Source organism: Micromonospora sp. WMMD956 (assembly GCF_029626125.1).
In the GTDB taxonomy this organism is placed as follows: domain Bacteria; phylum Actinomycetota; class Actinomycetes; order Mycobacteriales; family Micromonosporaceae; genus Micromonospora; species Micromonospora carbonacea.
Window position 1 is genome coordinate 18,565 of sequence record NZ_JARUBI010000005.1, and the last position, 12,649, is coordinate 31,213.

Annotated in this window: 12 protein-coding genes; all 12 read left to right on the top strand. The window is 72.4% G+C overall.

Annotated features, from left to right (window positions below):
* The first annotated feature begins 2 nt into the window (after nucleotides 1-2).
* Nucleotides 3-1,733, top strand: coding sequence for a DUF87 domain-containing protein (locus O7628_RS00365; RefSeq protein WP_278127538.1), 1,731 nt, complete (start codon nucleotides 3-5; stop codon nucleotides 1,731-1,733).
* Nucleotides 1,730-4,195 carry a DUF87 domain-containing protein gene (locus tag O7628_RS00370; protein WP_278127539.1) on the top strand — a complete coding sequence of 822 codons (2,466 nt, stop codon included), beginning with the start codon at nucleotides 1,730-1,732 and terminating at the stop codon, nucleotides 4,193-4,195. Before O7628_RS00365 ends, O7628_RS00370 begins: the two co-directional genes overlap by 4 nt.
* 205 nt (nucleotides 4,196-4,400) lie before the next feature.
* On the top strand, nucleotides 4,401-5,246 hold the full coding sequence (locus O7628_RS00375; RefSeq protein ID WP_278127540.1) for a replication-relaxation family protein: 846 nt from the start codon (nucleotides 4,401-4,403) through the stop codon (nucleotides 5,244-5,246).
* A gap of 318 nt (nucleotides 5,247-5,564) precedes the next feature.
* The gene (locus tag O7628_RS00380) at nucleotides 5,565-6,254 is read left to right on the top strand and encodes a hypothetical protein (RefSeq protein ID WP_278127541.1); all 690 of its coding nucleotides are present in this window, start codon (nucleotides 5,565-5,567) and stop codon (nucleotides 6,252-6,254) included.
* A gap of 97 nt (nucleotides 6,255-6,351) precedes the next feature.
* Nucleotides 6,352-7,086 (top strand): hypothetical protein, encoded by a 735-nt coding sequence (locus tag O7628_RS00385; protein WP_278127542.1) that lies wholly within the window; start codon nucleotides 6,352-6,354, stop codon nucleotides 7,084-7,086.
* A gap of 14 nt (nucleotides 7,087-7,100) precedes the next feature.
* Entirely contained in the window at nucleotides 7,101-7,691 is a 591-nt protein-coding gene (locus tag O7628_RS00390) for a hypothetical protein (RefSeq protein WP_278127543.1), read from the top strand.
* A 174-nt stretch (nucleotides 7,692-7,865) separates the two neighbouring features.
* Entirely contained in the window at nucleotides 7,866-9,179 is a 1,314-nt protein-coding gene (locus tag O7628_RS00395; RefSeq protein ID WP_278127544.1) for a helix-turn-helix domain-containing protein, read from the top strand.
* A gap of 79 nt (nucleotides 9,180-9,258) precedes the next feature.
* Entirely contained in the window at nucleotides 9,259-10,248 is a 990-nt protein-coding gene (locus tag O7628_RS00400) for a DUF932 domain-containing protein (protein WP_278127545.1), read from the top strand.
* A gap of 122 nt (nucleotides 10,249-10,370) precedes the next feature.
* Nucleotides 10,371-10,772 carry a hypothetical protein gene (locus O7628_RS00405; RefSeq protein ID WP_278127546.1) on the top strand — a complete coding sequence of 134 codons (402 nt, stop codon included), beginning with the start codon at nucleotides 10,371-10,373 and terminating at the stop codon, nucleotides 10,770-10,772.
* Nucleotides 10,773-10,959: 187 nt separating this feature from the next.
* Nucleotides 10,960-11,289 carry a hypothetical protein gene (locus O7628_RS00410; protein ID WP_278127547.1) on the top strand — a complete coding sequence of 110 codons (330 nt, stop codon included), beginning with the start codon at nucleotides 10,960-10,962 and terminating at the stop codon, nucleotides 11,287-11,289.
* 231 nt (nucleotides 11,290-11,520) lie between these two features.
* Complete coding sequence (locus O7628_RS00415) at nucleotides 11,521-12,048, top strand: hypothetical protein (protein WP_278127548.1); 528 nt, start codon at nucleotides 11,521-11,523, stop codon at nucleotides 12,046-12,048.
* Between the two features lie 116 nt (nucleotides 12,049-12,164).
* Nucleotides 12,165-12,614 carry a C40 family peptidase gene (locus O7628_RS00420; RefSeq protein ID WP_278136164.1) on the top strand — a complete coding sequence of 150 codons (450 nt, stop codon included), beginning with the start codon at nucleotides 12,165-12,167 and terminating at the stop codon, nucleotides 12,612-12,614.
* Nucleotides 12,615-12,649 lie beyond the last annotated feature (35 nt).

Genomic DNA, 12,649 nt, shown 5'->3' on the forward strand with positions numbered 1-12,649 from the left:
GAATGAGAAGCGCCGCTGCCGGGGACGGCATGCCCTCCCCGGCGGCCCTGTCGGTCGCGCCCCGGCACGTGCAGGTCGGCGACGGGTACGCCGCCACGTACGTGGTGTGCGGCTACCCGGCCGAGGTCGGGCCGGCGTGGTTGGACCCGCTACTGTCCTACCCCGGCCGGGTCGACGTCGCGGTGCACCTCGACCCCGTCGCGCCGCAGCTGGCCGCACCGATGCTCAAACGGCAGCGGGCCCGCTTCGAATCGTCCCGGCGGCTCGACGCCGACCAGGGCCGGCTGGGTGACCCGATGGTGGAGGCGGCGGCTGCCGACGCCGCGGACCTCGCCGAACGCGTCGCCCGAGGGGCAGCGAAGCTGTTCGAGGTCGGCATCTACGTCACCGTCCACGCCCGCACCCTCGACGAGCTGGACGAAACCGTCGCGGGGGTGAGGTCGGCCGCCGCCAGCGTGCTGCTGGACCTGCAACCGGCGACGTTCCGGCACCAGCAGGGCTGGGTGTCCACCCTCCCCGTCGGCGTGGACGCGCTGCGGATGCGCCGCATCCTCGACACCACCGCCCTGGCGGCGGCGTTCCCGCTCGCCTCGACCGACCTCGCCGCCCCGGCGCCGGGCACCGTCGCCGTGCCCGACGGGGTCCTCTACGGGGTCAACACGACCAGCAACGGCGTGCTGATCTGGAACCGGTGGGCGCAGGACAACCACAACTCGGTCGTCCTGGCCCGCTCGGGCGCGGGCAAGAGCTACTTCGTCAAGCTCGAAGTGCTGCGCAACCTGTACCAGGGCACGACCGTGGCGGTGATCGACCCCGAGGACGAGTACGCGCCCCTGGCCGAGCACGTCGGCGGCACCATCGTGCAGCTCGGCCAACCCGACGTCCGCGTCAACCCATTGGATCTGCCCACCGATCACCGACCCGACACCCTGACCCGGCGCGGCCTGTACCTGCACACCCTGGTCTCGGTGCTGCTCGGGGCGGCCCCGCCGCCGGCCGAACGCGCCGCCCTCGACCGGGCCATCACCGCCACCTACGCCCGGGCCGGCATCAACGGCGACCCCGCCACGTGGACCAGGCCCGCGCCGCGGCTGCGGGACCTCGCCGACGTGCTCGCCGCCGACGGCGACCCGGCCGCCGGACAGCTCGCCGCCCGGCTCGCCCCGTGGACCGTGGGGAACTTCGCCGGCCTGTTCGACGGGCCGACGTCGGTCCGCCCCGAGGGCCACCTCGTGGTGTGGTCGCTGCGGCACCTGCCCGACGAGCTGCGCACCGTGGGCACGCTGCTGGCCCTCGACGCGATCTGGTCCGGCATCGACACACCCGCCCCGGGCGCGCACCGTCGGCGGCGGCTCGTCGTGGTCGACGAGGCCTGGCTGTTGATGCGCGACGGCGAGGGCAGCCGGTTCCTGTTCCGGATGGCGAAGGCCGCCCGGAAGCGGTCCGCCGGGCTGTGCGTCGTCACCCAGGACGCGGCGGACGTGCTGTCGACCGACCTCGGGCTCGCCGTGGTGTCCAACGCCGCCACCCAGGTGCTGATGCGGCAGAGCACGCAGTCCATCGACGCCGTCGCCGAGGCGTTCAACCTGACCACCGGCGAGGCCCGGCTGCTGCTGTCCGCGCCCCGGGGCGAGGGCCTGCTCGTCGCCGGGCGCAGCCGGATCCTCTTCCGCAGCGTCGGATCGGCCGCGGAGCACACAATCGCCGTCACCGGGATCGGGGAGGTCGAATGACGGCCGCACCGCCGACCTGGCCTGCCGAGATATGGCAGTGGGTCACCACCCGGCCGTGGCTCGGTGTTCTCGCCGCCGCCGTGATCGTCGCGGCCGTTTTCGGCCACGACCGAATGCTCGCCTGGCGGCACCGGCGATTCGCCGCCGGCGCCCGGTGGTTGACCATCGCCGCGCCGCCGGAGGTCACCGCCGAGGCCGCCGCCGCGTTCTGGACCACCCTCGTCGGTGTGCTGACACCGTCGGTGTGGCGGCGGCGCGTGTTCGGCTACCCGCACGTCGGGTGGGAGTACACGTGGACCGGCCGGGCGCTGACCATCCGGGTGTGGGTGCCCGGCACGGTGCCGCCCGGCGCGGTCGAAGCCGCCGTCCGGGCGGCCTGGCCCGCCGCGACGGCGGTCGCCAGCGACGCCGCCGCCCCGATCCCGGCCCAGGTGGGCGACGAGGTGGGCGGGGCGCACTGGCCGCAGCACCCCGACGGGTTGCCGCTGCGCACCGAACACGACACCGATCCGCTGCGGGCGCTGCTGGCCGCCGGGGCCGAGGTACGCCACCGCGAGCACGCGTGCGTTCAGGTCCTCGCCCGTCCGGCGTCGGCCCGCCGCGTCCGCGCAACCAGACAAGCGGCGGCGACCACGCCCACCCATCCGCACGGCAGGCCCGACGTCACCGCCCGGACGGTGTCGGCCGGGACACGGCTGGCCGTCGAGCCCCTGTTGTGGCTGCTCGACGCGTTCCTGCCCGGACCGTCGCGGCCACGCACCCCGCCTGCGACGGCCCGGGCGGTCGAGCGGAACCCGGTGACCACCGCCGACGCCCGCACCATGGTCGACAAGGCGGTGCGGGTGCCACACTTCGAGATCGCCGTCCGGTTCGCCGTGGCCACCGACGCGGACCGGACCTCACCGGACAAGGAACGAGCCACGCAGATCCGGAAGCGTCTCGTCGGCCTCGGGCACACGATCGCCTCGGCCGCTGCGGCGTACACCGGGCCGAACCGGCTGCGGCGCATGAAGATGCCGCGGCCGGTGGCGACGATCGCCGGCCGGCGGTTGCGGCGCGGGTTCCTGGCCACCGTGCCGGAACTCGCGGCACTGGCAGCCCTGCCCCAGGACCTCGCGGTGCCGGGCCTGGACCGGGCACGGGCAAAGGCCGTGCCGGCACCCGTGCAGGTGCCCTCCGGCGGGCGAAGCGTGAAGGTGCTGGGGCGCTCGCAGATCGGCCACCACAGCGTCGGGCTGAGGGTGACCGACGCCCGGCAGCACGTGCACGTCGTCGGCAAGACCGGCGTCGGCAAGTCCACGCTGCTGCTGAACATGATCCTCGGTGACATCCGAGCCGGCCGCGGCACGGTGGTCATCGACCCGCGCGGGGACCTGATCACCGACATCCTCGACCGGCTCCCCGCCCCGTACGCGAAAAAGATCGTCATCATTGACCCGGACCAGGAGAACCCGGGCTGCTTCAACCCCCTCGACGACCAGGGCGATCCGCACCTGGCGGTCGACAACCTGGTGGGCATCTTCGCGAAGATCTTCGCCGGCCAGTGGGGACCACGCATGGACGACACCATGCGGGTGGCGTGCCTGACGTTGATGCGGCACGCGAAACCGACGCTGAGCCTGGTGCCGTCGCTGTTGCAGGACCGGGAGTTCCGGGGCCGGTTCACCCACGGCCTCGACGACCCGGACGGCCTCGGCGGGTTCTGGCTCTGGTACGACGGCATCAACGACCAGTTCCGGGGCCAGGTCATCGCCCCCGTCCTCGCCCGGCTACGGGCCTTCCTGCTGCGCGACTTCGTCAAGAGCGTGATCGGCAACGCGCACAGCTCGTTCGACATGGGCGCGGTGCTCGACGGCGGGGTCCTGCTGTGCCGGCTGCCCAAGGGGATCCTCGGTGAGGAGACCAGCCGGATCCTCGGCTCGCTGATCGTGGCCCGGGTGTGGCAGGCCGCCATCGCCCGGGCCAGCATCGCCGAGGACCAGCGCCGGGACGCCAGCCTGTACGTCGACGAGTGCCAGAACTTCCTGACGCTGCCCGGCAGCGTCGGCGACATGCTGGCCGAGGCGCGCGGGTTCCGCCTCGGGCTCGTCCTGGCGCACCAGGACCTCGCCCAGCTGCCCCGGGACGTGGCGGCGGCGGTGTCGGCCAACGCCCGGTCGAAGCTGTTCTTCACCGTCGACCCCGCCGACGCGCGGGAGCTGTCCCGGCACACCAGACCCGAGCTGGACGAGCACGACCTCGCCCACCTCGACGTCTACACCGCCGCCGCCCGGCTGCTGGTCGGCAACCGGGAACTGCCGGCGTTCACCTTCACCACCAACCCGCCGGTGCCGGTGGTGGGCGAGGCGACCGCGATCCGGCAGGAATGCGCCGCCGCCCACCGCCGCACCGACGGGGAACCGCCGATGCAGCAGCTGGCCCGCACCGCGATGAAACGGCGGATGAACTCCCGCGACCGCTGACCGGCGGGCTGCTCGTGCGGGGGCTCGGCCGGATACGGCATCGGGGGCTCGTTTGGGGGTGTCCGCGACACGCGGCCCCAGACGAGCCCCCGCCACCGTCCTGTCAGGTGCCCCACCTGCCGCAACCCGGCCCGCAACAGGCCCGCCAGCAAGATCGACTCATCCAGACTCCCTACGGGACTCTCTCTCCACGGGGTGACCCTCCATGCCGCCATCGCGTTCCCCTGGCCTGCTCGCCCTCTACCCGCACATCACCGACCGGGACCGGCTACTGCTCCAACTCCTCGACGACCACCAGGTCCTCACCACCGACCAGATCCACCGCATGCTGTTCCAGGCGCGCCGCACCTGCCAGATCCGACTCGGTGAACTCGCCGGCCTGGGTCTGCTGGACCGGTTCCGGTTCGCCCGCGCCGGAGGCGGCAGCCACCCGTGGCACTGGACCCTCGGCCACCACGGGCACCGGTTCCAGGCCGCCGCCCACCAGCGGCCCGAGCCCACCCTGCGGGCGACCCGCCAACGGGTGCACCGGCTGTCGGCCAACCCGCACCTGCCCCACCTGCTCACCGCCAACGAGTTCTTCGTCCGGCTCACCGCCCACACCCGCCGGCACCCCGAGGCGCGGCTGCAGCGGTGGTGGTCCGAGACGCTGACCGCCAGGCAGTTCCGGACCATCACCGCCGACGGCCACGGCCTGTGGAGCGTCGCCGGCACCACGGTCGGTTTCTTCCTGGAGGCCGACACCGGCACCGAACCGCTGGGCCGGGTCGTGGCCAAACTCGACCGGTACGCGCACCTGACCCGCCGTGGCGGCCCCCGCTACCCGGTGCTGTTCTGGCTCGGCAGCGCACACCGCGAAGAGCACCTCCACCGGCTCCTGACCGGCGACGTGCCGTGCGCGACCGCCACCCACACCACCGACCCGGCCGAGGCGGTCTGGCTCCCCGCCGGCGCCACCGCCCGAGTCACCCTCGCCGAGCTGCCCAGCGACCACGGCCAGCCGGTCGCGGACAACCCGAACTTCGACGACGACGGCGTCCTCGTTCCCTGACAGCCCCTGGCAGGCCGGCGACGGATCCTGTCAGCGCAGGTCACAGGCATGGCCACGGATCCTGACCGCGCTGGCGCTGTCAGGTCACGGCGCTACGGTGCAGCTTCTTCTCTCTGCTCGCACCGCCGCCCGTCTGTCCCCCCTCCGGATCTGCCCGCGCCAGCGGGATCACCCCACAGCCCACCCCTTCGGTCGGCTTGTGATCCACGCCCCGCGCCTCCACCGGCAGTTCCCCGGCCAGACGCCGCGCCCCGGTGGCACCACCTGACACACCCCGCCATGCCCAGCCCTGTCCTGCCGCGAAGGGAGCACCCCGCCATGCCCGCACCCACGTCCTGGCCCGCTCAGGTCGTCACCGTCTGCTTCGCCGCCGGCGACGACGCCGACTGGTTCGCCGCCGCCGAGAAGGTCCACGCCCGCCTGCACGCCCACGGCACCCCGGCCCGCCGCTACCACGTCCGCCACCGCCGGCTCATCGGCTGGCTGACCCGGTTCTTCGGCTACTACCTGCTCGACGCCGCCCGCCGCTTCGGCGCGGTCACCCTGGCCGCCGGCGGCCGCAAGAGCCGCCTCGACCTGACCGGCACCGCCGCGAAGGCCACCCACCACGCCGGCCTGCGCTGGCGGGCCTGGAACACCCACATCGCCGCCACCACCAAGCCCGCCCGGCCCTGGGAGGACTTCCTCGCCCAGCACCTCGCCGACCCGACGAAGATCACCCTGAACGAGGCCCGCCGCCGCTTCGAACAGCAGCCCCGCGTGCTGGCGATGCTCGCCAGCGCCTTCGACCCCTACGAGCTGTCCGTCTACCAGGCCGGCGAAGCCACCTACGTCGGCCTGCACTGGCGCATCGCCCTCGTCGGCGACGCCCTCATCACCACCGACGGTCGGGTCCTCTCCCCCGCCAGCGACTCCGTCGCCGACCGGTTCCGCTTCCTCAACGAGGCATGCGGCTACCTGCGCAACCTGCGGCCGGACGCGCGGGTGTGCGCCGTCGCCATCGCCTGACACCTAACCACCCGAACACACCGAGGACCGGTCGCCGCCCCCGCGGCGACCGGTCCTCGGCATGCCCGCAACCCGCCCACCAGCAGAGGAGAGCCCGGTGTTCCTGACCGATCCCGCGCTGCGGCGCATCGCCGCCGACACCAACGACGTCCTGCCCGAGCGCCTGTGGCGCCACGACACCGCCACCCGCGAACCGCTCGGCGACCTCGCCCGGATCCTGCACACCACCGCCCGCGAGTTCACCGACAGCACCACCGTTCTCGACCGAGCCCTCGCCCGGCTGGGCGTGCTCGCCGACACGACCCGCCGGGGGCTGGCCGCCCGCGCCGACCTGCACGCCGCCGGCTACCACCAGGCGCTCACCGACGCCCTCACCGCCCGCGAACGGCACCTCGCCCTCGGAGCCATGCTCCTCACCGTCTACCGCGCCTGGCGCCACCACCGGCCCGTGCCCGGCGACAGCGACGAGCGACACCTGCTCCTGTACGCCGGCGACCCGACGCGCGGCGTGGCCACCATGCGCCGACGCGAACCGCACACCTGGCTGGTGATACCCGACGCCGAGGCCGCCACCGCCTTCGACATCCCCTACCCCGACCGCATCGTCGGCGAGGTCACCGAAACCGAGCCCGGCTGGAAACCCACCGCTTACACCGCCGCACCGCACCACCCGACGCCGGCCGGCATGACGTACCCGCTGCCGGTCTGCGACGACCTCGCCTCGGCCTGCCGGTCGCTGCTGCGCTGGTGGCACCTGCGCCACTCCGACACCTGGCGCAGCCGCACCCCCGACCAGCTCACCCCCGCCGAACTCGCCCACCTCACCAGCTGAACCGGGGGACCCTCATGCCACACCTCGACCTGATCGGCCGCTGGATCGCCGCGACCACCGACCGCACCCTCGACCAGCACGCCGCCGACCCCCTCCCCACCGCCGCGCACCTGCCCGAGGCCGCCAGCACACTGCGGCACCTGCGCACCGAGCTGCTGCTCACGGTGGACCAGCTACGGACCCTGCTCATCAACGCCGACGACCTCACCGGGCCCGTCAGCGCCGTCACCGGCACGCTGGAGACGATCACCGACCTGGCCCGCGAGTACCACCACGCCCGCGACCGGGTCGACACCCTCATCGGCGACACCGCACGCGCCGCCTACGCGCAGGCACACCCGGGCCGGATGGTGCAACGGCGCTACGTCAACCCCGGCGACACCGTCCTGGTCGTCCTGCCGCACACCGACGCCTGCCGCAGACAGCACCTCGCCGGCCACCGCGCCCACATCAAGGTCGGCACGGTCGACGCCAGGCTCCGCCCGCCCGGCAGCACCAACCCACTACGGCTGTCCCACGCCGACGCCGGCATCTACCGCGACCCGACCGAGGACCGCCTCTACATCCTCCAGGCCACCACGGACGCAGCCACCGCCGGCCGCTGATCCCCGCGCGGCATCACGCCGCCAACGTCCACCGGGCCGCACTCCCAGCACAGCACACAGCACGGCAGCGCGTTTCCACGCCTGCCGCGCCCGCTGCTGCCGCGACCCGGCGCACCACCGCCCGGCACCACCCGGTGCCCGGCAAACCCATGTTCCCTGAGGAGGGAAACCCTGATGGAACACCAGTCCCTGACACCTGCCACGCAGGCCGTCCTCGACGCGCTGACCAGTCGCGGCCAGGGCAACGTCCAGGAACTCGCCGACACCTCCGGCAAGGCCCGCTCGACCACCGACCGGGCGATCAAGGCGCTGGCCGAGGCCGGACTGATCGTCGCGGTGGACACCGACGCCGATTCGGCCGAGGGCACGCCCACGCGGTGGGCCCTGGCAACCCCGGCCGAGGCCACCGACACCGACCCGCAGGATGCCGACCAGGGTGACGAGCACCCCGCCGGCACGGACGCCCCCGAGCACGCCGACCCCAGCCCGGACGCCGAAACCGGCGAGCCGGACAGCGAGCCGTCCGGGACGCCCGACGGGCCGGTCGACAACGGTGGGGACGGCGACATCGGCCAGGACGGCGGGACCGGCCAGGACGAGGGCGGCGACGCCGACGGCACGGAGCCGGACACCGACCCGGCCAACCAGGGTGACGGTGCCGCCGCGGACGAGCCGACCGACCTTGACGGCCAGCCCGACGCTGGCGACGGAGGTTCCGGCGGCGACGGGGAGGACGAGGAGGCACCAGCGGCGGCCGTCGTGCAGCCGGCACGTCCGGGGGACCGCAAGGTCATGGCCATCAAGGGCGTCCTGGCCGACCACGGCGACGACGGCGCGACCCTCGACGTGATCGTGGCCGAGAGCGGCATCGGACACGCCACCGCGACCCGGCTGCTGACGGCGATGGAGCAGGCCGACGCCGCCCGCCGGCTGCCCGGCCTGCCGCAGCGGTGGATCCCGGGCCCGACCAAGGCCAGCGAGGTCGACCCGAACCCGGAGCCGCCCCGCTGCCCGCTGTGCCACCAGGTCATCCGTGGCCTGGCCACCGCACCGGACGCCACGGCGACGGTGCAGTCGCTGATCCGGCCGGACGGCACGCTGCACATCGTCGCCCCGGACGGGGAAACCCACGTCGTCGACCTGCCCACCCGCACGCCCCCGCGTACGGCGGGCGTCGCCCGCAGTGCCGGCCGGCGTGGCGACGGGACCGTCAACACCGACGGCAGCCAGCCCTTCGGCCGGGGCGAGCTGGAGAAGCTCACCCTCGACGTCCTGGCCGCCCACCCCGGCCACGCGATGACCCCGCAGGACATCGCCACCGCGATCAGCGGCCAGCTTCACCGCACGGTCAGCTCCGGGGCCGTACGCAACAACTGCACCAAAGCCGCCGCGGCCGGCCGGATCCTCCTGGTCTCCGACGCCCCGCTGACCTTCGCCCACCCCGCGCCGACCGGCGACGGCCCCGACGGCCCGGCCGACCCGTCCTGACCCGCACACCACATCCCTGACCCGCTGCGGGGGCCGAGCCGCGCGCCCGGCCCCCGCAGCACATCGAAAGGAGAACCCCGTGCCACACGAACTCGAAACCCTCGCCGACGGAACCACCGCCTTCGCCAGCGCCCGCCTGTCGGCCTGGCACCAGCTCGGCACCGTCACCCAGGACACCATGCGCGCCGAAGAAATCATGGCCGCCGCCCGCCTCGGCGACTGGGGCGTCCGCACCATCCGCACCGTCGGCATCGACATCGTCGACGGCGTCGAAGTGCAGATCCCCGCCGACGACAAGCGGATGACCGTACGCCGCAACCCCGTCACCGGCGACACCGAGTACCTGGGCATCGTCGGCACCGACTACACCGTGGTCCAGAACGAGCAATGCGCCGAGATGCTCGACCGCCTCGTCGACCAGGTAGGCGGCGCCCACTTCGAAACCGCCGGCAGCCTCCGCCGAGGCAAGAGCGTGTTCGTCACCATGAAACTGCCCGACGCGATGGAGATCGCCGGCGTGGACCGCCTCGACCTCTACCTCATCGGCACCACCTCCCACGACGGCACCGCCGCGCTGCGCGTCGACGCCAGCCCCATCCGCGTGGTCTGCGCCAACACCCAACGCGCCGCCTTCGCCAACTCCGTCGGGCACTACACGTTCCGACACACCTCCAACGTCAACTCCCAGATCAGCCAGGCCCGCGAGGCACTGGGCCTGATGTGGAAGTACATGGAGACCTTCGAGAAGGCCGCCGAGCGGATGCTCCACACCGAGCTGACCATGCGCGAGTTCGAACAAATCGTCGGCCAGGTGTGGCCGGTCAAGGACAACGCGTCCGAGCAAACCCGCAACAACGCCAAGCAGCGCCTCGGCACCCTCAAGTACCTCATCCGCGAGTCCGACACCCAGGCGGCCATCACCGGCAGCCGGTGGGCCGGCTACCAGGCCATCACCGAGTACCTCGACCACTACCAGCCCGCCAAGAACGCCATCGCCCGCGCCAACCGGGTCCTCACCGGCAACGTCGGCGACCTCAAGGTCACCGCCTTCGACCTGCTCAAGATCTGACCACTCCCCACCCACCCAGCCGGGACGGCGGGCCACCCGTGCCGCCGCCCCGGCCCCATTTCCGAAGGGACACCCATGACACCGCGCACGACGAGGCGCACCGAAGCCGGGGCGGACAACCGATGAGCGGCCACATCCGCCACCCCCGAGACACCCGGCAGACGGTGTGCGGACTGCCCGCCGCCGACGTCCGCAGGTGGGAAACCGAGCACCCACCACGCATCGACCACACCTGCGAGGACTGCTACACCCTGCTGCCCGAGGCCACCCGACCCGACGACGCCAACCACCCACCGGGCGACCCCACCCTCATCGACACCCTGCGACGCATCGTCGCCGACCGGCAGCACGCCAAGATCGACGGAGTCCTCGTAGATCTCTGGTCGGCCCACGTCACCGTCTTCGTCTGGGACCACCTCCGCGACGACAAGCGCCAGCGGCTGCTGACCCTGCCGTCACACGAACTGATCCTGCGCTGCGTCGCCATCTACACCCGCCTCACCAGCAACGGCGGCGACACCTGACCGGGCGACCGACACGCGGACGCCCCCGACGACCGAGCCGTCCGCCCGGGCTCCGGCCGAACCTCCGCCGTCCGCCGCCGGCCTGAGCGACGGCCCGACATCCACCCACCCATCGCGTACGCCTCGGACGCCGTGCACCGCCGGCGGCGTCCGAGGCGTACGCCTACGCACCCCTCGGAGGGCCCCCATGACGTACACGCCACCGTGGCAGAGAAGCTGCGACTGTCGCTGCCTGCTCCACCACCACCTGCCGCGCACCACCTACGACGAGCCCGACTGCGCCTGCACCATCACCTGCGCCACGCAACCCCTCACCCTGCTTGCCGACCGCTGGGGCTGCACGCTCTTCCTCGACCTCGCCGGCGACCTCTGGCACGTCCCCGCCATGACCCACGGCACCTGGGACTGGAGCAACGCCGCAGAAATCGACACCCGCTCCGACCTCCACAACGCCGGCCGGCTCATCGAGCAGCTGCTCCGCCACGTCGCCCAGGTGCTCGCCGCACCTCTCCCCTGAACCCACCGCCACTCACCGTGGGCCGCCCGAAGGGGCGGCCCACCGTCCTTTCTGCGTTCTACGGCCCGAAGAGACAGCGGTGTACCGCCCCCACTGAACGAAGTCGCCGACCTTCTTGGCGACGAACGTACGGGCTGCTACCACTCGTCCACCGCCTGCAGCTCGCGTCCTCTGTTGCCTCGCCGGCCGCACAGACCGGCTTTCTTGCGTCTCCACCGAAGGGCCACTGCCATGACCAGGATCCTCATCGGCGTCGTCACCGTCGTCATCGTTGTCTGCCTCGGACTGCCCATGCTTCTGCTGTCGTCCGTCCTCGGCGGCGGCTCCGGCGGCTGTGGCGTCGCCACCGCACCCGCCGCACGCCCCAGCGGGCACCCAGCCGGCAGCGGCAGCTGGGACACCGAACAATTGGAGATCGCCGCGACCATCATCGATGTCGGCCTCGCCAAAGGCCTGCCCCGTTGGGGTTGGATCGTCGCCGTCGCCACTGCCATGCAAGAGTCAGGCCTGCGCAACCTGCCCCACCTCGGCAACCGTAACGACCACGACTCCATCGGAGTGTTCCAGCAACGCCCGAGCCAGGGCTGGGGCGACGTCCCGCAACTCTCCGAGCCCAGCTACCAAGCGGAAAAGTTCTTCGACAAGCTCCTGACCGTCCCCGGCTGGGAGTCGATGCCACTCACCCAGGCCGCCCAGGCGGTCCAAATCTCGGCCTACCCCGACGCGTACGCAAGTGGACCGACGACGCGACGGTCCTAGTCGATCAGCTGACCAGCACTCTCGCCTGCCCCGCTGACGCGGTCGCCACCCTCCCGGACGGGCTCGCGCTCTCTACCGACACCCCACCCACCGTCGCCACCGCAATCCTCTGGGCCATCGACCAGCTCGGCACCCCGTACCACTTCGGTGGGTCCTGCACCGACCCGCACTCCGGAGACCCCACCAAGCAGTGTGACTGCTCTTCCCTGATACAGGGTGCCTACCAGGCAGCCGATGTCCCGATCCCCCGCACCACGACCGACCAGGCCCACGCTGGGAAGCCCGTAGGCAACCCGACGCTTCTACTTCCTGGTGACCTGATCTTCATCCCCGGCAGCCAAGGCAGCAGAACCAACCCACGCCACGTCGGCATGTACCTCGGCGAAGAACTCATCATCCACGCCCCAAAGACCGGCGACACCGTGAAGATCACCAAGCTCAGCAAGTGGCTCGACAAGATCGCCGCCATCCGCCGGCTCAGCGAGCCGTTGGCCACTGGAAGCGGTCACGTCAAATCGACGAACGCGCTGGAAGCGCCGTCTCATCCTGCAACCGAAGCCACATAGGGATAGTCTTTTACAAAAGCGGTCATACCTCATCG